The following is a 19,914-nucleotide window of genomic DNA, read 5'->3' on the forward strand; positions in this document are numbered from 1 at the left end:
CGGACCACTGGAACTGGGTATTTCAGAACGACGAAGTCGTCATCCATGTGATCCGGCCAAGCCGGGGCGCCAACGTCGTCGCGGAGGTAATGGACGGCCATCGCCCCGCTATCTGGATCTCCGATCTCTATGGCGCCCAGCGCGGTCATGCCGATGACTGGCAGATTTGCCTCGCCCACCAACTCCGGGACTGCAAATTCGCGATCGAGGCGGGTGATACGATCTTCGCACCCAGAATGAAGGCCCTGCTGCTCCGCGCCGTCGTGCTGGCGCGGCGCCATCGCACGCTCGCGGACGCTACAAGACGCGCCTGGCGGCGGCGCCTCGACCATGATCTCGACGCCGTCATGGCGCTCGCCCCGATCAACCACCACGGCAGACGATTGCGCCGACGATACGGCAAGGTTCGTGATCATCTCTTCACCTTCCTCGACCACCCGGATATCGCCGCGGACAACAACGGCTCCGAGCGCGAACTCCGGCCTACCGCGACATATCGCAAGGTCACCGGAGGGTTCCGATCCAACTGGGGCGCCGATTTCTTCGCCAACGTCCGATCCGTCGTCGGGACCGCCGCGCGGCACGGCCTTGATGCCTACACCGCTATCAAAAACGCCGTCACCGGAGCATCACTGCCCATCGCCCCCCTACCGGGTTGAGCAGATACGCGACGCGGTCGCCCTTCGCGATTCCGCGCGCCTGCAGGAAGCCGGCGAAGGCGCGGGCGCGGGCGTGGGTTTCGGCGTAGGTCATCGGCGTGCCGATGCTGACGAAGGCCTCGCGCGTGGCATAGGTCCGCGCCCAGGTTTCGAGCATGTGGTTGAGCGACGGCGTGCGCGCGAGCTCGTCGCCAATGTCGTGCGGCACCCCTTTGCGGTAGGAGGCGAACCAGATTCCGTCGGTTTCGACATTGTCCTGCATCGTATCGGTCATATCACTTTCCCTCAGCGCTCCACCACTGCGACGACACCCTGCCCGCCCGCGGCACAGATCGAGATCAGGCCGCGCCCGGCGCCCTTTTCGGCCAGCATCTTCGCCAGCGTCGCCAGAATCCGCCCGCCGGTCGCGGCGAAGGGATGGCCGGTGGCGAGCGAGCTGCCGTTGACGTTGAGCCGCGCGCGGTCGATGGCGCCTGGCGGGGCGTCGAGCCCGAGGCGGTCGCGCGCGTAATCGGGGCTCTCCCAGGCGGCCAGGGTCGAGAGCACCTGGGCGGCGAAAGCCTCGTGGATTTCGTAGAAATCGAAATCCTGCAGGGCGAGGCCGAGCTTGCCGAGCAGGCGCGGCACGGCATAGGCGGGCGCCATCAGCAGGCCTTCCTCGCCATCGACGAAATCGACGGCCGCCGCCTCGCCGGCGCGCAGATAGGCGAGGATCGGCAGGTTCCGCGCGCGCGCCCACTCCTCGGAGGCGAGCAGGACGACGGCGGCGCCGTCGGTCAGCGGGGTGGAGTTGGCGGCGGTCATGGTGCCGCCCTTGCGGTCGAACACCGGCGGCATCGCCGCGAGCTTCGCCGGGTCGATGTCGGGGCGGAGATTGCCGTCCTTCGTCAGGCCGCGAAACGGCACGATGAGGTCGTTGAAGAAGCCGCGCCCGTAGGCGGCGGCGAGGTTACGATGGCTGGCGACGGTGAGCTCGTCCTGGGCGGAGCGGGGGATGCGCCAGCGTTTCGCCATCTGCTCGCAATGCTCGCCCATCGACAGGCCGGTGCGCGGCTCGGCGTTGCGCGGCAGCGCCGGGCGGAGCAGCATGGACGGGCGGATGCCGGCGAGGGTTTTCGCCTTCTCGGCGGTGGTGCGGCCGCGATTGGCCTTGAGCAGCAGCTTGCGCAGCTTTTCGTTGAGCGCGATCGGCGCGTCGGACGTGGTGTCGACCCCGCCGGCGATGCCGGCGTCGATCTGGCCGAGGGCGATCTTGCTGGCGACCAGCAGGGCCGCTTCGAGCCCGGTGCCGCAGGCCTGCTGGATGTCATAGGCTGGGGTGTCGTGGCCGAGCGTGGTGGAGAGCACCGCCTCGCGGGTGAGGTTGAAGTCGCGGCTGTGCTTGAGCACGGCGCCGGCGACGACCTCGCCGAGCCGTTCGCCGCCGAGGCGGTAGCGGTCGACCAGGCCCTGCAGGGCGGCGGTCAGCATGTCCTGGTTGGAGGCCTCGGCATAGGCGGTGTTGGCGCGGGCGAAGGGAATGCGCGTGCCGCCGATGATCGCGACGCGGCGGAGCGAGGGGGCGGTGAGCATCGATGTCTCCATCAGGCGGCGGCGCGGAAGGCGAGCGTGCCGCGCAGATGCGGCTTCGTCTCGCGCCGGTCGCGCAGTTCGATCAGGCGGGTGCCGCCGGGCGGGCCGGCCATCAGGCAGGCGCCGCCGGGCAGGAAGGCGGGAGTTTTGAAGGCGATCGCGGCGGTGAGGGTCTCGACCGGGGCATTTGGCAGCAGGGCGGCGATGGCGCGGGCCTTGCTCCACATGCCGTGGGCGATCGGCCGGGGAAAGCCGAACAGCCGCGCCGCCGCCGCCGAGGTGTGGATCGGGTTGGCATCGCCCGAGACCGTGGCGTAGCGCCGGCCGAGGGAGGCCGGCAGGTCGAGCCGCAGCATCGTGGAGAGCGGGACATCCGGCGTCGCCACCGGCTGGTGCGGGCGGCCCCGGATGTCGCGCGCGCCGAGGCGGAGATAGACGCTGCGGCTCTCCCAGACGAGGCTGCCGGCACGGAGCGCGCGGGTGTCGATCGCGAGGGCCTGCCCCTTGTCGTGGGCGAGCCAGCCGGCGAAGCGGGCCTCGATCTCCAGCGCGTCTGCGGACTCGAGGCGGACGTGCTGGCGGATGGTGTTTTCCAGATGCACGAGGCCGATGACCGGGAAAGGAAAACCGGGGCGCAGCAGCAGCGCCATGTGCAGCGGGAAGCCGAGGAGGTGCGGAAAGGTCGGCGGGATGCCACAGCGCTCGCCGAAGCCGCAGAGCGCCGCGTAGGCATGGGCGCGGCGGGCGTCGATCACGGCGCGGCGGCGGAGCACCACGGGATCGGGCGCGCCGGCGGCGCCGCGGCGGAGCAGCGTGGCAAGGGCCCGGCGGCGGATGGCGCCGGCGGCGGGCACGGCCTTCAGCGTTTCCTGCGGCGCGGCGCGCCAGGGATCGGGGTCCGGCGCGGGCGCGATGCTGCCGGCCGGGATCGGGACGGCCTCCATCTCAGGCGCCCAGCAGGCTCTGGCCGCAGACGCGGACGATGTTGCCGTTGACCCCGGCGCTGCGCGGCTCGGCGAGCCAGAGGATGGTCTCGGCGACATCTTCCGGCAGGCCGCCCTGCCCCATCGCGTTCATCCGCCGTCCGGCCTCGCGGATGGCGAAGGGGATGGCGGCGGTCATCCGGGTCTCGATGAAGCCGGGGGCGACGGCGTTGATCGTGGCCCCGCGCGCGGCAAGGCGCGGGGCGAGCGCATCGACCATGCCGATCACGCCGGCCTTGGTCGCGGCATAGTTGGTCTGGCCGACATTGCCGGCGATCCCGGCGATCGAGGAGACGCCGACGATGCGGCCGTTGGGCCCGAGCGCGCCGGCGCCGAGCAGGGCTTCGGTGATGCGCAGCGGGGCCAGCAGGTTGACCTGCATGACCTGGTCCCATTCGGCGCGGCTCATGCGGGCGATGGTGCGGTCGCGGGTGATGCCGGCATTATGGACGACGACGTCGTAGCCGCCATGGGTCGCGGCGTCCTCGAGGATCGCGGCATCCGAAGCGGGATCGGTGATGTCGAGGGCGAGGCGGCTGCCGCCGAGGCGCTGGGCGAGGGAAAGCAGGTCGGCCCCGGCCTGGGGCACGTCGAGGGCGACGACCTTCGCCCCTTCGCGGGCGAAGGCTTCGGCGATGGCGGCACCGATGCCGCGGGCGGCGCCGGTGACGAGAACGCGGCGGCCCCGATGGGCGCGCGGCGCGGATTCGGGCAGGTCCACGACCGGCGCCGCGACGTGGACGACCTGTCCCGAGACATAGGCGCTGCGGCGGGAGAGGAAGAAGCGGAGCGTGCTGTCGAGCGCGGCGGCATCGGCATCGGCGGCGACGCGGACGAGCTGCACCGCGATGTTGCGCCGCGCCTCCTTGCCGAGCGAGCGGGTGAAGCCTTCGAGGGCGCGCTGGGCGACCCTTGCATCGGCGTCGGCGCAGGTTTCCGGCGGCGCGCCGAGGACGACGATGCGGCCGTCCGGCGCGATCTCGCGGATCACGCGGTGAAAGAAGGTGTAGAGCGCGTCGAGCCCGGCCGGATCGGCGATGCCGGTCGCATCGAACACCGCCGATCCGGCGCGCCCGCTCTGCCCCGGCAGGAAGCGCGCCGCCATGACGCCGTGGCGGGCGGCGAGACCCGGCCAGTCGGCGGCATCGCCCTCGAACAGCATCGCGGCCGGCGTGCCGGCGAGGGTCGCGACCACGGCCGCGGCGAGACGGCCGCCGGGGGCGGCGCCGGCGAGGACCGGGCCGATCACCGCGGGCTGCCCCTCGACGTGGCGCAACAGCGGACGGGGCTGCGGCAGCCCCAGCCGGCCGGTGAGGAAGCGGCCGAGCGGACGGTTGGCGAAGGCGAGGTAGCGGTCAGCCATCATTCGGCCGCCGTCGGTGCGCGCGACGACCGCGCCTTCGCGCCGCCCCTGCCGATCCGGGCGATGCCGGGCGCCTCGCCGCCATCGCGCTCGGCCCAGTAGGCGGCGCGGGTCTGCAGGGCTTCCGCCATGCCGAAATCCTGCGGGAAATCATCGACCGCGATGACCTTCGCCGCGTTGTCGGCGAAGGTGCGGATCAGTTCGGCCTCTTCCGCGTCGATCAGGCCCTTCTGCCGCGCCTCGCCGGCCCAGTCGACGAGCAGCGGCAGGGCCTGCGGCAGGCGGCCGATGGTGCCGGCGCGGATCGAGTCCTTCAGGCGGCGCTCGATCGCCTCGATGCGCGGATAGGCCATCGCGGCGGGTTCGAGGGCGCCGAGCAGCGGCTCGATGTCCGGGCGCGGCTGCCACGCACCTTCGAAAAGACGCGCGCGGGTCGGCCCCATCTCGCGCAGGAGCGCGGAGATCTCGGCATGCAGGCGGTCGGAGGGTGCCGCGGCCGGCACACCGAAGGGGAAGCAGAGCAGGCGGAGCGCAATTCCGACCGGGCGGATCGGGTAGTTCGCGTAGAGCTCGCGCAGGGCGGTGTGGGCGCGGTGCAGGGCGTCCTGCGCGGCCCAGTGGACCAGCGGCAGGTCGGCGCCGGGGCGGCCGTCATCCTCGTAGCGCTTGAGCACGGCGGAGAGGATGTAGAGCTGGCTCAGCACGTCGCCGAGGCGGGCGGTGACGCTTTCCTTGCGCTTGAGCGCGCCGCCGAGGGTTGCCATCGCGATGTCCGACGACAGGGCGAGGACGACGGAGAGACGGTCGGCCGCGCGGTAGTAGCGGGCGAGTTCGGGCGCCGCACCTTTCGGCGCGCGGCGGCGGACGCCAAGACCGGCGAGGCCGGCGCGCAGCGCGTTGCTGGCGACGAAGCCCATGTAGCCGAAGAAGGCGCGGTCGAAGTCGCGCAGCGCCTTGCGGCCGTCGCTCTCGGCGCCGGCGTGCATCAGCCTGAGGATGTAGGGATGGCAGCGGATCGCGCCCTGGCCGAAGATGATCAGGCTGCGGGTCATGATGTTCGCGCCCTCGACCGTGATCGCGATCGGGATCTGCTGCCAGGCGCGGGCGAGGAAGTTGCCGGGGCCCATGCAGATGGCCTTGCCGCCGGCGATGTCCATCGCATCGGCCACCACCATGCGGCCGCGTTCGGTCATGTGGTATTTGGCGATGGCGGAGATGACCGAGGGCTTCTCGCCGATATCGATGGCGACGGCGGAGAGCTTGCGGGTGGCGTCCATGGCGTAGAGGTGGCCGCCCATGCGGCCCATCGGCTCCTCGATCGCCTCGAACCGGCCGACCGGCATGTTGAACTGGCGGCGGATGGCGGCATAGGCGCTGGTGCCGTTGGTGGCGATCTTGGCCGCGCCGGTGGCCGAGGAGGGCAGCGAGATGGCGCGGCCGGCGGCGAGGCATTCCATCAGCATGCGCCAGCCCCTGCCGACCTGGGCCTGGCCGCCGATGACCATGTCGATCGGGACGAACATGTCCTGCGCGCGGATCGGGCCGTTCTGGAAGACGGCGTTGAGCGGCCAGTGGCGACGGCCGATCTCGAGGCCGGGATGCGCGCGCGGGATCAGCGCGCAGGTGATGCCGGGCTCGGGATTGTCGCCGAGCAGGCCTTCGGGATCGCGGACGCGGAAGGCGAGGCCGACCACGGTCGCGACCGGGGCGAGGGTGATGTAGCGCTTGTCGCAGGAGACCAGGAAGCCGAGGGTCTCGCGGCCTTCCCACATGCGGCGGACGACGATGCCCGTGTCGGTGATCGAGGCGGCGTCGGAGCCGGCATAGGGGTTGGTGAGGGCGAAGCAGGGCACGTCCTCGCCGCGGGCGAGGCGCGGGAGATAGTGGTTCTTCTGCTCCTCGGTGCCGTAATGGAGGAGAAGTTCGGCCGGGCCGAGGGAGTTGGGGACCATGACCGAGACCGCCGCGGCCGAGCAGCGGGTGGCGAGCTTGGTGACCACCGCGGAATGCGCGAGTGCCGAGAAGCCCTTGCCGCCATACGATCGGGGGATGATCATGCCGAGGAAGCCGGCTTCCTTGGCATAGTCCCAGGCGGCGGGCGGCATGTCCTGCCAGATCTGAGTGCTGTCCCAGTCATTGGCGAGGTCGCAGAGGCGCTCGGTCTCGTTGTCGAGGAAGGATTGTTCCTCCGGGCTGAGCACCGGCTTCGGGGTGGCGAGCAGCTTCGACCAGTCGGGACGGCCGGCGAAGAGCTCGGCATCCCACCAGACGGAGCCGGCCTCGATGGCGCTGCGCTCGGTCTCGCTCATCTTCGGCATGATGCGGCGGAAGACGGGCAGCAGGCGGCGGCTGAGCAGGCGCTCGCGGGTGCCGGTCGCCGACAGCAGGGCCGCCGGCGCGCCGATGACGGCCAGCAGGATGACGCTCGCGATCCAGCCGGCGGCGCCGATCAGCCAGCCGATCACCAGCCAAGCCAGGAGGCCGGCAAGAAACAGCCGCGCGGGGCGCCGCGCGGCAATGAGGGCGCCGGCGCCGGCAATGCCGGCGAGCCACCAGAGGGCAGTGATCCAGTCCATGTCGTCAATCTCCCTTTTCCGGGTCTCCGTCGCTCAGGCCGCGGCGATCGCGCCGGTCGAGCGGTCGGTGAAGGCGTCGTAATGGATGTCGGCCGCCGCGATGCCCGCCGCGCGCAGCACCGGCAGAGCGGCGTCGATCATCACGGGCGGCCCGCAGAGATAGGCCTGATGGCCGGCAAGTGCGGCGCCGAGCGCGGCGAGATGCTCGTGCACGAAGCCGCGCGCGCCGGACCAGTCCGAGCCGGCCGGCTCGGCCGAGAGCACCGGCACGAAAGTGAAACGGGAAATCCAGCTGCGGGTGAGAAGCGAAATCTCGTCGAGCGCGTAGAGATCGGCCCTGGTGCGGACACCGAAAATCAGGATCGCGTCGCGCGGCACGCGGTCGGCCCGCGCCTGTTCGAGCACCGCCCTGATCGGGCCGAGCCCCGATCCGCCGGCGATGGCGACGATGGGGGCCGTGCCGGGGCGGAGCCAGAAATCGCCGAACGGGCCGCGCAGGTCGAGCGTATCGCCCGGCTTCGCCGTCTCGAACAGCCACGAGGTGAAGGCGCCGCCGGGGACGTGGCGGATGAAGAAGCGGGCGGTGGCCGCCTCCGGGCCGGAGGGCGGGTCGATGAAGGAGAACTGCCGCGCCTCGTCGCCGGGCCGGGCCAGCTCGGCATACTGGCCGGCGGTGTAGGCGAGCGGGGCATCGAGCGTCACCGACAGGCGCATGATGTCCGACGTCATGCGGTCGAGTGCTGCGATGGTGGCGCGGGCAACGACCACGTCATGCCGGGGGCCGCCGAGGGAAAGCCGGTCGTTCTCGAGAACGACCGGGCCCTTCGGCACCGACTGGCAGGCGAGGATGACGCCGGCGCGCATCTCCTCGTCGGTCAGGAGGTAGGATTTGTCGGTGAGTTCGCGCACCTCGCCCTCGACCAGCCGGGTCTTGCAGGTGCCGCAGGAGCCGACGCGGCAGCTGTGCGGATAGGCGATGCCCTGGTCGAGCGCGGCCTGCAGGATGGTCTGCTTCGGCGGCACGTCGAAGCTGAGATCCGCGGGCAGGACGCGGACGCTCGCCGCGCCCTGCCTGCCGCCGAAGAGACGGTCGAGAAGCCCCATCGCTCACTCCGCCGCGGCAAGGGTCGCGAGATGCGCGCGGGAGGCGGCAAACTCGGGCACGCCGCTGCGGGCATTCGCCGCCTCGATCAGCGGGAATTCGGCGGGGATCGCGTAGCGGCGGTCCCAGTCGAGCACCAGCGGATGGACGATGCGCCGGAAGACCGAGGGCAATAGCGCAAGATAGATCATCGTCAGGTAGCCGAACGGCATCATCGGCGCGTCGGGATAGGAGCGGAGTTCCCAGTAGGGCTTGTCGCCCATGGCGTGGTGATGCGAGTGGCGGGTGAGGTTGAACAGCAGCCACGAGGAGACGCGGTGGTTGCAGTTCCACGAATGCCGCGGCTCGATCGGCGCGCCCGGCACGCGGACGATGCCGTAATGCTCGATATAGTTGACCGCCTCGAGATAGCTTTTGCCGAACAGCGATGTCGCGAAGAAAACGGCGACGCCGACCCAGCCGGCGAAGAGGAGGAAAAGTCCGGCATAGGCGAGGGTCATCAGCCAGCCGGTGAACATGCGGTTGCGCGGGCTCCAGACCGGTCGGCCGAGCCGCTTCAGCCGCGCCGCCTCGATGTGCCAGGCGCCGGCGATCTGCCCGAGGGTGGAGCGGACGATGAAGTGATAGACGGATTCGCCGCGATAGGCGGTGGCCGGGTCCTTCGGCGTGCCGAGATTGGCGTGGTGTCCGTAGACATGCTCGATCGAGAAGCTCGCATCCGAGGTGAGCGCCAGCAGCCAGCGGCCGACCAGCATGGCCGGCCGGCTCCATGTGCGGTGCGTGAGTTCGTGGCCGACCACGGTGCCGAATCCCGCCCAGATCGTGCCGAGCGCATAGGCGCCGACGACGAGCTCGATCAGGGTGACATGCGCGCGGGCGGCGAGCAGGTCGACGCCGGTCAGCGCCGCATAGGCGTGGCCGAGCCCCAGCGTGTCGCCGCGAACGCCGAGATAGCCGCCAAGGAACCAGGCGTAGAAGACGAGGTAGACCACCATCAGCGGCAGGACGAGATAGAGCTGGAGGTTCATCTGCGTCGGGTTGCGATAGACCGGATCGGAAAGTTCCATGCCGCCGACGAGGTCGAGACCGACGAAGACGGCGGTGATGATCGCCGCGGCAATGAAATAATGCCACCCGCCCAGAGTCATCAGGGCGGTGAAGACGACGGCGATGGCGGTGATCGAAAGCGATCTTGCTGTGGCTTGCATGGGCTGGACGCTCCTGTTTATGTTTTGGAGAGCACGTTGACGTAAACGATAGTTTTGCCCTGATGCAAGTTATTTTTTGGATAGTTTAGGCGAATTAATCCTGTTTTTGGGATTTTGATCAATTTATGAGGACTGCCACGAGCGCTGCGGGGCCAGTGCCGGTCGCGGCACATTTGCGGGCCGGCACGCTGCCGACGACGCGGAGGATCACCTGCGAATCGCCGCCACCAGCCGCGCTCGGCAGAGGCATGCGCCGGCGCGGAGAGATCTAGAGGCCGGGCTTCAGGAATGGCGCCGGCATGACGAAGCCGGCCGGGGCGGCGACGCTGACGGCGCCGCCCCTCACGCGGTCTTACAGCTTGCTTGTCAAACCGGACAGAAGGCCGGTCACGGGCGCAAGCGGGCTCGTGCTGCCCGTGGTTCCCGTGGCGCTGGAGAGCGTGCCCGTCACCGCCGTTAGCGCGCCGGTCACCGGTGCCAACAGGGTGGTCGTGCCGGTCGTCGAACCGCCCGTGGGCAGGGTGCTGGTGGCCGTGGCGAGCGTGCCGGTGAGCGGCGCGAGCGCGCCAGTGGCGCTGGTGGTCGAGCCGCCGGTGGGCAGGGCGCCGGTCGCCGTGTTGATCACCTGGCCGACCACGCCGGTCACCGTGCCAAGGCCGGTGCCGGTCACGCCGCCCAGCGGCGAGGTCGAGGGCAGCGAGCCGATCGCCGTGCCGGTGGCGCCGGTCAGCGTCGCCGCGCCAGTGCCGAGCGCACCCGATGCCGAACCCGTCAGGTTCGTCAGCGTCTGGCCAAGCGACGTGCCGCCCGGCGTGCTCGTGCCGCCGATCGCGTTGCTCGCCGTCACCAGCGCGCCCTTCACCGCCCCGCCCAGCACGGGCACGTTGCCGGCGCCGTTGGCCAGCGTGTCCACCCCGCCGCCGGCGGCGCCGCCCAGGCTCTGGTTCGCCGTCGCCAGCAGCGTCGAGGCCACCGGCAGCGTCGCCGTGTTGAGCGAGCCCGCCTTGAGCTGAACCACCTGCCCGTTCGACAGCACGCCGACCTGCACCGGGGAATTCGCCTGCGGCGTCGTGCTCAGCACGTTGGCGCTGATCAGCGGCGTCACGCTGGGCGAACCCGTCGAGGTGTTCAACACACTGACATTGGCGAGGGCGTTGCTGACGGGATCGACCGCGTCGGCGACGCCGGTGACCGTCGGCCCGACGACGGGCAGGCCGGTGAGGCCGCTGGTGCTCAGGGTCGAACCGTTGCTGCTCAGCAGGTCGCCCGTCTGGGTCACCGTGCCACCGAGACCGTTCACGATCGAACCGACCGGGCCGCCGGTCTTGGTGCCGAGCGACGACAACTGGGTGCCCGCAGAGGCCACCGTGTTGCCGGCCGTGCTCACCGGCGCGCCCGCGGCGGCTCCGGCGGTCGTGCTGGCCGTGCTGACAACGCCGGCTCCGGTGCCGCTGGTGCCGCCCGTGCTGGCCATCGACCCGCCGTTCGAACCGCAGCCGGCCAGCGCCAGCGCGGAGCCGAGCCCGACCGTGCACATCAGCGCCCTGGACGTCGCCTTCCGTATAGACTTGCTCATTGTTAAAAAAACTCCTCGCGCGTTTTCAAAATCCATTCCGTTAGCCCGCGTCTCAGGGGAGTCGGAATGTCACAGGCGACAACTACTTTGTCACCTTATGAAACAGCATACCACGATCTGCGCGGATTGGTTTCAATTTTCATAACTTTTTCCAAAAAAGAAATAATATTCCAGACCAAGTGAAAAATATCGAATTGATATCGTTATATTTCAGCAGGTTAGGCTGTCATCGTGGGCATGCCGTCAGCCGGCGCATCACAAGCCGCCCTCCGTAACGGCGGCCGCACGTGGACCTCCGAACTGCCCCTGGACACGACCAGCCATTTCATAACAAAAAGACAACCTAGGGTTTTAGCGCACCCGCATAACGTGCAGTCAGCGATTGTATTTTCCGGAGAATTGTTATGACGATTATTAACATTTGTTCAATTTATGTGGATTCCATCTAAAAAGAGTTGTTTGTCCTTTACGTATATGGCATGTTTTGCCACATATCGTTATATATGGAGGAAACAATCATGAAGCGGATCGCGGCTTGCGCTGCCCTCGCGTTGGGCGGGATGATGGCAGCTGCCGGGACGGCGCGTGCGGGGAACGAACTCTTGCAACTCACGCCGGGCAACATGTTGTCGCAGACGCACTCGACCGCGGTGCTGTTCACGATCACCGGCACCTATCGCCAGCTTTCCGGCACGCTCACCTTCGATCCCGCCGCGAAGACCTGCCACATCGACGTCACGTTCGTGACCAGCAGCCTCGCGCTGCCCAACGCGATCGTGCGGGGACAGGTCATGTCGAAGGCATTCCTCGATCCGAAACAGTATCCGCAGACGAGCTATATCGGCGACTGCGCGAAGAACGGCACGGAACTCGACGGCAAGCTGACCATGCACGGGCAGACCCATCCGTTCGCCATGAAACTCACCGAGCGGATGGCTAACGGCAAGTTGGTGGGATTCGACTCGGTCGGCAAACTCGACCGCTACAACTGGGGACTCGACGGATTGAAGCTGATGGTCGGCAAGGTGATCACCGTCACGAACGACATCTCGCTGACCGGCAAGCCGCCCAAGCCGGCGAACTGAGCCGGCCCGCGGAAGTCCCGTCCGGCCTTGCGCGAGCAGGCCGCAAGGGACCGCTGTTTCCGTAACACGGCGCGTGGCCGAGCATGATCGGCCCGCGCATCTGCCGGCGCATGACAGATGCCGGCACAGCCAGCCGCCGCTCCGGCAAGGCCTGACGCCGGAGGGCTGCGGGAGGCGCTGTCATGTTACGAACCGTTTCGAAACATTCATCTTGCGGGAGGCGAGTTGCGCCTTCCTTTGCTGCCCGTTCGACGCGGAATTCTTCGGTTTTACTTTCGGGCACCGGTTGCGTGACTTTCTGCCGCCCTTGCATGTCTTGGCACCACGATGGGTCGGCCGGTTCTGGCAAGCATACGATTCGTTGTTGCCCATTACGTCAATTGACGGTATGAAACGGAAATATCTTTTTTGGGAGATCGTCAATGAAAGAAAGAAAAATTCTAATTTGTCGTAATTCCTCGCAGATCGCGTTGCTCGTTGCGCTCGCCGTGCCCGGTCTGGCGCAGGCGGCCGGGCTCGGCCTGGCCGATCAGAGCACCGGAATGGTCGCCCGCTCCTATGCCGGCGCGACGGTCAGCGCCACGCCCTCGACAGCCTTCTACAACCCTGCCGGACTCGTGATGCTGAAAGGCAACCAGTTCGAGGGCGCCTTCAACTATTACGACATAAGATCGAAATTCAGCGGGACCGATGAACCCTATTTCGGCCAGGGCACGTCGTCCGGCTTCGTCGAATCCACGCTGGTGCCGGGGAGTTTCGGCGTCATCAGCCTGCCGCACGGGATGAAGCTCGGCTTCTCGGTCACCACGCCGATCGGCGGGCGGATCAAGTATCGGCCCGGGTTCGTCGGCCAGTATCAGGGCACCGAGGCGCTGCTGACCACCATCCAGGTCGGGCTGTCGCTGGCGATTCCGATCACCAGGACCCTCTCGATCGGCTTCGGTCCGGAGATCAACTATTTCCAGAACATCCTGGCCCTGGACCAGAATCTCGGCGTGCTGCAACCCGCCGCCGGCCAGTTCTCGGGCAAGAGCTACGCCTTCGGCTACAATGCCGGCGTGATGTACCGCCCGGCGCCGGGCACGCGGATCGGCCTCGACTACCGCTCGCGGATCAGCCAGAGCGTGAAGGGCGTCGAGCGGATCGGCATCCAGCTGCCCTCGATCGTGCCGCCGGCGGTGGACTCGCTGCTGACCTCGCTCGGCGGCCTGCCGCCCGCAGCCTCGAGCGCGTCCGACAAATGGACCTTCCCGCAGCAGATCTCCTTCGGGGTCTATCAGCGGCTGACGCCGCGGCTCGCGGTGATGGCCAGCGCCCAATGGACCAACTGGGCGCAGCAGCAGTCGCTGATCATCAGCGACCCGTCGACCGCGAATTTCACCCATGGCGCGATCTATACGCCGTTCAACTACCGCAACAGCTGGACAGTCGGCGTCGGCTTCGATTACCGGGCGACGAGGCGGCTGACGCTGATGGGCGGCGCCGGATACGACGAGAGCCCGGTCACTTCGAAATACCGCCAGGATCTGCTGCCGGATGCGAACCGCACCTCGCTCAGCGCCGGCATGAGCTTCAGGCTGCTGCCGAACGCGACGCTGATGGCCGGCTACCAGCACATCTTCGTCCAGAACGGATCGATCAGCCAGACCCGCGTCGGCCTGCAACCGAACGGGACGACGCAGACGACCTATTCAGGCACGCTGGACGGCACATATTCGCTGAGCGCCAACGTGTTCTCGACCGGCGTGGTCATGAGCTTCTGAACCACCCGCACGTTTCGTGCCCGCACAGAGGATGGCAAACATCCCGCCCCGCCGCCGGCCGCAACGGCTCCCGCCGCCGGCGGCGGGCGCAATCAACGGAGGAGACATCAAGGCGTGAGCAGCGAGAGTTTCGATTACGTGGTGGTAGGCGCCGGCTCGGCCGGTGCGGTGATCGCCAACCGGCTGAGTGCCGATCCGCAGGTCCGCGTCTGCCTGCTGGAAGCCGGGAAGCCGGACAAGTCGCGCATGATCGACACGCCGCTCGGCATTGTCGGCCTGCTGCGGTTCAGGACCTATAACTGGTATTACTACACCGCGCCGCAGGCGGAACTGAACGGCCGGCGGCTCTACTGGCCACGCGGCAAGACGCTGGGCGGATCGTCGTCGATCAATGCGATGATCTACATGCGCGGCCATCCCGAGGATTACGACGAGTGGCGGGATCTCGGCGCGCCGGGCTGGGGGTGGGACGACGTGTTTCCCCTCTTCCGGGCGATGGAGCGCAACGAGCGCGGGGCGGATGCGTTCCACGGCGATGCGGGGGAACTCAATGTCGCCGATCTCCGCAATCCGAATCCGCTGGGGGCGGCGTTCGTCCGCGCCGGCGTCGAGGCCGGGCTGCCGGCGAATGCGGATTTCAACGGCGCGGTGCAGGAGGGCGTTGGCCCGTATCAGGTGACGCAGAGGGATGGAAAGCGGTTTTCCGCCTCCCGCGCGTTCCTCGACGGGATACGCCAGCGGGCGAACCTGCGGATCGAGACCGGCGCGCATGTCGCGCGGGTGCTGCTCGAAGGGACGCGGGCTGTGGGCGTCGAGGTGCGGATCGGCGGGGCGATGCGGCGGATCGGGGCGCGGCGGGAGGTGATCCTGTGCGGCGGGGCGATCAACTCGCCGCAACTGCTCATGCTCTCGGGCATCGGGCCGCGGGCGGCGCTGGCGCGGGCCGGGGTGGAACTCGCGCATGAGCTTCCGGGCGTCGGCGCCAACCTGCAGGACCATCTCGACGTGTCGGTGATCGTGCCCGACCGGAGCGGCAATTCGGTGGGGGTGGCGGGCAACACGCTGCCGCGCGCGGTTGCGGCGTTCTTCGAGTATCGCCGCAAGGGGACCGGGATGTTCCAGTCCAACGCGGCGGAGGCGGGCGGGTTCGCGCGGCTGACGCCGGAATCGCGGCGGCCGGAAATCCAGTTCCACTTCCTGCCGACGATCCTGCGCGACCACGGGCGCAAGCCGGTCTGGGGCCACGGGATGACGCTGCATTGCTGCCAGTTGCGGCCGAAGAGCCGCGGCAGCATCACGCTGCGCTCCGCCGACCCGTACGCCGAGCCGGTGATCGATCCCGCCTATCTCAGCCATGCCGACGACCTCGGCGAGCTGCTCGCGGGGCTGAAGCTCGGCCGGCGGATCATGGCGAGCCCGGCGATCGCCGCCCTCAGCGGCGGGCGGGAGATCGATCCGGGGCCGGCGCGCCAGGACGACGCGGCGCTGGTCGATTTCATTCGCGCCTCGGCGGAAACCATCTATCATCCGGTGGGCACCTGCCGGATGGGCCAGGACGAGATGGCCGTGGTCGACGACCGGTTGCGCGTGCGGGGGATCGACGGGCTGCGGGTCGCCGATGCCTCGATCATGCCGCGCCTGATCGGCGGCAATACCAACGCGCCCTGCATGGTGATCGGCGAGAAGGCGGCGGGGTTCATCCGCGCCGAGCGCAACGAGCCGGCGGCGGCAATGGTCTGAAGCGACCGAAGCAAGGAGAGTGGGAATGGACATGATCGAGACGATGATGCCGGATGGTGTCGCGGGGCTGGATACGCTGTTCGCCCGCCAGCAGGCGCGGGCGATCGCGCTCCGCAGTTCGGGCGCGGAGGCGCGGATCGCGAAGCTGCGGGCGCTGGAGGCGGCGGTGCAGGCCTGGCGGCCCCGGCTTTACGCCGCGCTGCAGGAAGATCTCGGCAAGCCCGAGGCGGAGGCCGACCTGTCGGAGATCCTGCCGGTGCTCTCGGAAATCCGCCACGCGCGGCGGCATCTGAAATCGTGGATGAAGCCGCAGCGCGCGGCGCCGACGCTGACCACCTTCGGCACGCGGGCACGAATTCGCCACGAGCCGCGCGGCGTGTGCCTGATCATCTCGCCGTGGAACTATCCGGTGAACCTGGCGCTCGGGCCGCTGGCCTCGGCGATCGCGGCGGGGAATACCGCGATCCTGAAACCCTCGGAAATGGCGCCGGCGACCTCGGCGGCGCTTGCCGCCATGCTCGCGGAGATCTTCGCGCCGGACGAGGTGGCGGTGCGGGAGGGCGACGCCGCGATCGCCACCGCGCTGCTCGACCTGCCGTTCGACCACATCTTCTTCACCGGCAGCCCGGCGATCGGCAAGGTGGTGATGACGGCGGCGGCGCGGCACCTGAGCTCGGTGACGCTGGAGCTTGGCGGCAAGTCGCCCGTCATCGTCGATGCGGGAGCGGATCTCGCGAAGGCGGCGAAGGCGATCGCCTGGGGCAAGTTCACCAATTGCGGGCAGACCTGCATCGCGCCAGACCATCTCTATGCCCATGAGGCGGTGCATGACGAGCTGGTGCGCCGGGTGCGGGCGGAGACGGCGCGGATGTATGGCGCGGCGCCGGGGGCGGATTACGGGCGGATCGTCAACGAGCGGCATTTCGACCGCATCCTGCGCCTGCTCGACGATGCGCGCGGCCGGGGCGCGACTGTCGAGGGCGGGGCGGCGGACCGGGCGCGGCGGCTGATCGCGCCGGCCTTCGTTTCCGGCGCGCCGCGGGAGTCGGCGGTGATGCAGGAGGAGATCTTCGGCCCGGTGCTGCCGGTGATCCGCTTCCGCGACGCCGCCGAGCCGATCGAGGCGATCAACGCGGCGCCGAAGCCGCTGGCGCTCTATCTCTTCGCGCGCGACCGGCGCTTCACCGACCGGGTGATCGGCGAGACCTCGTCGGGCGGGGTGGGCATCAACACGACGATGCTGCACTTCCTGCACGGCAACCTGCCCTTCGGCGGGGTGAACAATTCGGGGATCGGCAACGCGCACGGGTTCTACGGCTTCCGCGCCTTCAGCCACGAGCGGGCGGTGCTGAGGGATGTGGCCTCGGCGACGCCGATGCTGTTCCCGCCCTATACGAAGCGGGTGCGGATGATGGTGAAATCGGTGCTGCGGCTGGCCTGAGCGGGCCGGGCGCGCTCAGGAGAGCGGGCGCGCCCGGGGCTTCAGCCGCACGTAGAGCTGGCGGCGGGCGCGGGCGACGAGGGTGCCGGCGGCGTCGCGGATCTCGTTGCCGAACCAGGGCTCGACCTTTTCGCCACCGGCGGCGGCGGTTCGTATTTCGGCCTCGCGTTCCGGCGGGATCGCGAACTCGGTGAAGACGGTGCCGCGGCCGGGGCTGACATATTCGATGTCGGCGGCGCGGTCCCACACATAGTAGTCGGGGCCGAGGAGGCGCATCAGCATCAGCGCCCAGGGGCCGTCGGTCACGGCGAAGAGGGTGCCGCCGAAGATCGTGCCGACGGCGTTGCGGTTGTACCAGCGCAACACGATGCGGGCACGGCAGTGGCGCCAGTCCGCCGAGATGGAATCGATGCGGATGCCGGAGAACAGGTAGGGCGGGTAGAGGTTCATGCCCCAGCGCATCCGCCCGGGGGTGACGCCGACGCGGTGAAGCAGGGTGCCGCGATCGGGCCCCTGCCCGGCCGCGTCGCCCGGCGGACGCGCGCCGTCAGGCATCGTGCTGGGCCCGCAATTCGCGGCGGAGGATCTTGCCGACCGGCGTCTTGGGCAGCTCCTCGTGGCGGAACTCGACGATCTTGGGCATCTTGTAGCCGGTGAGGTTGCGCCGGCAATGCGCGAGCAGTTCGGCCTCGGTCAGGGTGTCGGACCGCGGGACGACCACGATCTTGACGCGCTCGCCGGAGGCCGCGTCCGGCACGCCAAAGGCGGCGACCTCGAGCACGTCGGGATGCATCATCACGACTTCCTCGATCTCGGAGGGATAGACGTTGAAGCCGGAGACCAGGATCATGTCCTTCGCGCGGTCGACCAGGCGGAGGAAGCCGCGCTCGTCCATGATGCCGATATCGCCGGTGGCGAGCCAGCCCTCGGCGTCGAGCACCCGGGCGGTCTCGTCCGGGCGCTGCCAGTAGCCGCGCATCACCTGCGGGCCGCGCACGCAGACCTCACCCGCCTCGCCGATGCCGGCCCAGGCGCCGTCGGTGCGGCGCAGCCGGACCTCGGTCGAGGGCAGCGGCAGGCCGACGGTGCCGTTGAAGCTCATGCGTTCGGGATGGTCGAGATCGATCGGGTTGGTGCAGACGATCGGCGAACACTCCGTCAGCCCGTAGCCCTCGCTGATCGGCCGGCCGGTGACCTCCTGCCAGCGCTTCGCGACCTCGGCCTGCGTCGCCGCACCGCCGGCGATGACGAGGCGCAGCTTCGAGAAGTCGAGCCGGCGGAAATCCTCGTTGTCGAGAAAGCTGTTGAACAACGTGTTGATGCCGGCCATGCCCTCGAACTTCTCGTTGCGGATGATGCCCATCACCCGCTTGGTGTCGCGCGGATTGGCGATCAGCACGTTGCGCCCGCCCAGCGCCATGAACATGAACAGGTTAACGGTGAGTGAGAAGATGTGATAGAGCGGCAGCAGCGTGAGATTGTTCACGCCCTCGCCGTGGAACTGGTCGCCATTCCAGGCGAAGGCCTGCAGCACGTTGGCGATGATGTTGCGATGGGTGAGCATCGCCCCCTTGGCGACGCCGGTGGTCCCGCCCGTGTATTGCAGGAAGGCGATGTCCTCGTGGCCGAGCTCGACCGGGCGCAGGCCGGCGCGGCGGCCCTCCGCCAGGGCGGCACGGAAGCGCCGCGCGCGCAGCCCATGCTTCGGCACCGCCTTCTGGACGTGGCGGAGGACGAAGTTCAGCGCCGGGCCCTTGAGGCCGCCGAGCAGGTCGCCGATGCCGGTGAGCACCACCGTCTCGACCGCCGTGCCGGCGAGGCCCTGTTCGGCGGTGCGGGCGAAGTTCTCGAACACGACGAGGAGTTTCGCGCCGCTGTCGCGCAGCTGGTGGTTCAGCTCGCGCGCCGTGTAGAGCGGGTTGACGTTGACCACCGTGCCGCCGGCGAGCAGCGTGCCGAACACCGCGATCGGGTATTGCAGGGAATTCGGCATCATGATCGCGACGCGGTATCTGCTCATCCTGGTCCGTCGATAAGTTGAATCGATTGTGAATTGACGTGACCACGGCGGATACGATTCGACGGGAGGCGTGAACGAGCTTCCTGACCTGTCTCTCCTATCGCACGCTGAGAAAGACGCGCTGATCCGCGCGCTATGGGACGCGTTGCAATCATCCGAGCGCAGGAACGCGGAACTGGCAATCCGGCTTTCGGATGCGGAACGCCGGATTGCGGAGTTGGAGGCGCGGCTAAACGAACCGCCGAAGCGGCCGGACAATTCGAGCCTGCCGCCATCGCGCGGGCAGAAGCCAAACCGGCCCGAGAAAAGTCCGCGCAAGGGGCCCCGCAAAGGCAGTCTCGGCCGTGAGGGTGGCGGTCGCTTGCTTGCCGAGAACCCCGATCAGACGGTGATCGCGAAGGCGGCGCATTGCCAGCACTGCCGTGCCGGGCTGACTGACGCGGATCAGCGCCTCGCGCAGCGCTACGACAAGATCGATCTGCCGCCGATCAAGCCGGTCGTCACCCGCGTCGAACGCTATGCCGGCCATTGTCCGTGCTGTGGGGCGACCACGCTGGCAGCCGTCCCGGAAGGCATGGAGACCGGCACACCATTCAGCCTCAACCTCGTGGCTCTCGCGATCTACCTGCGCGTCATCCATGCGGTCAGCTACCGGCGGCTGTCGCGCCTGTTCACCGAGTTGTTCGGCTTGGCGATCAGCGAAGGCGCGCTCGATGCCGCATTCCGCCGCCGCCCAAGCCGGGCTTCGATGCCGATGTCGGTGCCATCCTCGCCCGACTGCGCCGCGCGCGGGTCGTCTGCTCCGACGAAACCTCGGTCGGATCAC

15 protein-coding genes and 1 pseudogene are annotated in these 19,914 nt (G+C 68.8%); 6 read left to right on the forward strand and 10 right to left on the reverse strand.

The window, feature by feature from the left end:
* A partial coding sequence (locus tag RT91_RS14140) for a transposase (protein ID WP_035187841.1) occupies positions 1-659 on the forward strand: 659 nt, incomplete at its 5' end.
* Here RT91_RS14140 and RT91_RS14145 read toward each other — a convergent pair.
* The 8 genes from RT91_RS14145 to RT91_RS22315 all read right to left on the reverse strand — a co-directional run bounded on the left by RT91_RS14145 (position 619) and on the right by RT91_RS22315 (position 11,039).
* The gene (locus RT91_RS14145) at positions 619-933 is read right to left on the reverse strand and encodes an AMP-binding protein (protein ID WP_035187843.1); all 315 of its coding nucleotides are present in this window, start codon (positions 931-933) and stop codon (positions 619-621) included. The genes RT91_RS14140 and RT91_RS14145 overlap by 41 nt on opposite strands.
* Before the next feature lie 11 nt (positions 934-944).
* Complete coding sequence (locus tag RT91_RS14150) at positions 945-2,231, reverse strand: acetyl-CoA C-acetyltransferase (RefSeq protein ID WP_035187867.1); 1,287 nt, start codon at positions 2,229-2,231, stop codon at positions 945-947.
* A gap of 11 nt (positions 2,232-2,242) precedes the next feature.
* Positions 2,243-3,175 carry a MaoC family dehydratase gene (locus tag RT91_RS14155; protein WP_035187847.1) on the reverse strand — a complete coding sequence of 311 codons (933 nt, stop codon included), beginning with the start codon at positions 3,173-3,175 and terminating at the stop codon, positions 2,243-2,245.
* 1 nt (position 3,176) lies between these two features.
* Positions 3,177-4,577, reverse strand: a complete 1,401-nt coding sequence (locus RT91_RS14160) for a 3-oxoacyl-ACP reductase (RefSeq protein WP_035187851.1) — start codon at positions 4,575-4,577, stop codon at positions 3,177-3,179.
* Positions 4,577-7,153 (reverse strand): acyl-CoA dehydrogenase, encoded by a 2,577-nt coding sequence (locus RT91_RS14165; RefSeq protein ID WP_035187854.1) that lies wholly within the window; start codon positions 7,151-7,153, stop codon positions 4,577-4,579. The genes RT91_RS14160 and RT91_RS14165 overlap by 1 nt, the downstream gene beginning before the upstream one ends.
* Positions 7,154-7,186: 33 nt before the next feature.
* The gene (locus RT91_RS14170; protein WP_035187857.1) at positions 7,187-8,257 is read right to left on the reverse strand and encodes a 2Fe-2S iron-sulfur cluster binding domain-containing protein; all 1,071 of its coding nucleotides are present in this window, start codon (positions 8,255-8,257) and stop codon (positions 7,187-7,189) included.
* Between the two features lie 3 nt (positions 8,258-8,260).
* Positions 8,261-9,463 (reverse strand): alkane 1-monooxygenase, encoded by a 1,203-nt coding sequence (locus RT91_RS14175; protein ID WP_035187859.1) that lies wholly within the window; start codon positions 9,461-9,463, stop codon positions 8,261-8,263.
* A 352-nt stretch (positions 9,464-9,815) separates the two neighbouring features.
* Positions 9,816-11,039: a hypothetical protein gene (locus RT91_RS22315; protein ID WP_240314310.1), complete on the reverse strand. Its 1,224-nt coding sequence runs from the start codon at positions 11,037-11,039 to the stop codon at positions 9,816-9,818.
* A 518-nt stretch (positions 11,040-11,557) separates the two neighbouring features.
* Here RT91_RS22315 and RT91_RS14185 point away from each other — a divergent pair.
* The 4 genes from RT91_RS14185 to RT91_RS14200 all read left to right on the forward strand — a co-directional run bounded on the left by RT91_RS14185 (position 11,558) and on the right by RT91_RS14200 (position 17,068).
* Positions 11,558-12,124, forward strand: a complete 567-nt coding sequence (locus RT91_RS14185; RefSeq protein WP_011942101.1) for a YceI family protein — start codon at positions 11,558-11,560, stop codon at positions 12,122-12,124.
* 422 nt (positions 12,125-12,546) lie between these two features.
* Positions 12,547-13,887, forward strand: a complete 1,341-nt coding sequence (locus RT91_RS14190; RefSeq protein ID WP_035187862.1) for an OmpP1/FadL family transporter — start codon at positions 12,547-12,549, stop codon at positions 13,885-13,887.
* Positions 13,888-14,001: 114 nt separating this feature from the next.
* Positions 14,002-15,627: a GMC family oxidoreductase gene (locus RT91_RS14195; protein ID WP_035187864.1), complete on the forward strand. Its 1,626-nt coding sequence runs from the start codon at positions 14,002-14,004 to the stop codon at positions 15,625-15,627.
* Positions 15,628-15,652: 25 nt separating this feature from the next.
* Entirely contained in the window at positions 15,653-17,068 is a 1,416-nt protein-coding gene (locus RT91_RS14200) for an aldehyde dehydrogenase family protein (protein WP_007424736.1), read from the forward strand.
* 15 nt (positions 17,069-17,083) lie between these two features.
* Here the strand turns inward: RT91_RS14200 and RT91_RS14205 are convergent, their stop codons facing one another.
* Together RT91_RS14205 and RT91_RS14210 are read right to left on the reverse strand one after the other, a co-directional pair.
* Complete coding sequence (locus RT91_RS14205) at positions 17,084-17,623, reverse strand: DUF4442 domain-containing protein (protein WP_007424737.1); 540 nt, start codon at positions 17,621-17,623, stop codon at positions 17,084-17,086.
* Complete coding sequence (locus RT91_RS14210; protein WP_240314311.1) at positions 17,616-19,088, reverse strand: AMP-binding protein; 1,473 nt, start codon at positions 19,086-19,088, stop codon at positions 17,616-17,618. The genes RT91_RS14205 and RT91_RS14210 overlap by 8 nt, the downstream gene beginning before the upstream one ends.
* Before the next feature lie 70 nt (positions 19,089-19,158).
* Here RT91_RS14210 and RT91_RS14215 point away from each other — a divergent pair.
* Positions 19,159-19,914 (forward strand): annotated as a pseudogene (locus tag RT91_RS14215) (hypothetical protein); the annotation flags it as partial.

The organism is Acidiphilium sp. JA12-A1 (assembly GCF_000724705.2).
Taxonomy (GTDB): domain Bacteria; phylum Pseudomonadota; class Alphaproteobacteria; order Acetobacterales; family Acetobacteraceae; genus Acidiphilium; species Acidiphilium multivorum.

Coding starts and splice junctions, on each gene's coding strand:
- RT91_RS22315 (WP_240314310.1), bottom strand. CDS start 11,039: ATGAGCAAGTCTATACGGAAGGCGACGTCCAGGGCGCTGATGTGCACG.
- RT91_RS14145 (WP_035187843.1), bottom strand. CDS start 933: ATGACCGATACGATGCAGGACAATGTCGAAACCGACGGAATCTGGTTC.
- RT91_RS14175 (WP_035187859.1), bottom strand. CDS start 9,463: ATGCAAGCCACAGCAAGATCGCTTTCGATCACCGCCATCGCCGTCGTC.
- RT91_RS14200 (WP_007424736.1), top strand. CDS start 15,653: ATGGACATGATCGAGACGATGATGCCGGATGGTGTCGCGGGGCTGGAT.
- RT91_RS14165 (WP_035187854.1), bottom strand. CDS start 7,153: ATGGACTGGATCACTGCCCTCTGGTGGCTCGCCGGCATTGCCGGCGCC.
- RT91_RS14205 (WP_007424737.1), bottom strand. CDS start 17,623: ATGCCTGACGGCGCGCGTCCGCCGGGCGACGCGGCCGGGCAGGGGCCC.
- RT91_RS14210 (WP_240314311.1), bottom strand. CDS start 19,088: ATGAGCAGATACCGCGTCGCGATCATGATGCCGAATTCCCTGCAATAC.
- RT91_RS14150 (WP_035187867.1), bottom strand. CDS start 2,231: ATGCTCACCGCCCCCTCGCTCCGCCGCGTCGCGATCATCGGCGGCACG.
- RT91_RS14170 (WP_035187857.1), bottom strand. CDS start 8,257: ATGGGGCTTCTCGACCGTCTCTTCGGCGGCAGGCAGGGCGCGGCGAGC.
- RT91_RS14190 (WP_035187862.1), top strand. CDS start 12,547: ATGAAAGAAAGAAAAATTCTAATTTGTCGTAATTCCTCGCAGATCGCG.
- RT91_RS14160 (WP_035187851.1), bottom strand. CDS start 4,577: ATGGCTGACCGCTACCTCGCCTTCGCCAACCGTCCGCTCGGCCGCTTC.
- RT91_RS14155 (WP_035187847.1), bottom strand. CDS start 3,175: ATGGAGGCCGTCCCGATCCCGGCCGGCAGCATCGCGCCCGCGCCGGAC.
- RT91_RS14185 (WP_011942101.1), top strand. CDS start 11,558: ATGAAGCGGATCGCGGCTTGCGCTGCCCTCGCGTTGGGCGGGATGATG.